The following is a 292-nucleotide window of genomic DNA, read 5'->3' as shown; positions in this document are numbered from 1 at the left end:
TTCGTTTCGAACCGTCCGCGCATGAAGAGCTAGCTCCAAAAAGACCGTCATTTCCCTGTTGCAATCGGCGCGCTCTTCGGCCATATAGGCGCGGCTTGCGGCCCAAGGCCGCGCGAGCGGGTGTAGCTCAGGGGTAGAGCACAACCTTGCCAAGGTTGGGGTCGGGCGTTCGAATCGCCTCACCCGCTCCAGTTTCCCTCCGGGGATCAAGCAAACGAAAAGCCGCGGTTCGCCGCGGCTTTTTCGCGTTCGGGCCTTGCGCTGGGCTATGCGTGAACGCCCCCGAAGTGGC

1 tRNA gene is annotated in these 292 nt (G+C 62.7%); it reads left to right on the top strand.

The features are described 5' to 3' along the window. Positions 1 to 116 precede the first annotated feature (116 nt). Positions 117 to 191: transfer RNA gene (locus EN808_RS35845), tRNA-Gly, on the top strand. The last annotated feature ends 101 nt before the right edge of the window (positions 192 to 292 follow it).

The organism is Mesorhizobium sp. M8A.F.Ca.ET.165.01.1.1 (assembly GCF_004792065.1).
Classification (GTDB): domain Bacteria; phylum Pseudomonadota; class Alphaproteobacteria; order Rhizobiales; family Rhizobiaceae; genus Mesorhizobium.
Note: the sequence above shows the minus strand (reverse complement) of the source record. Positions and strands in the feature narration are given on the sequence as shown.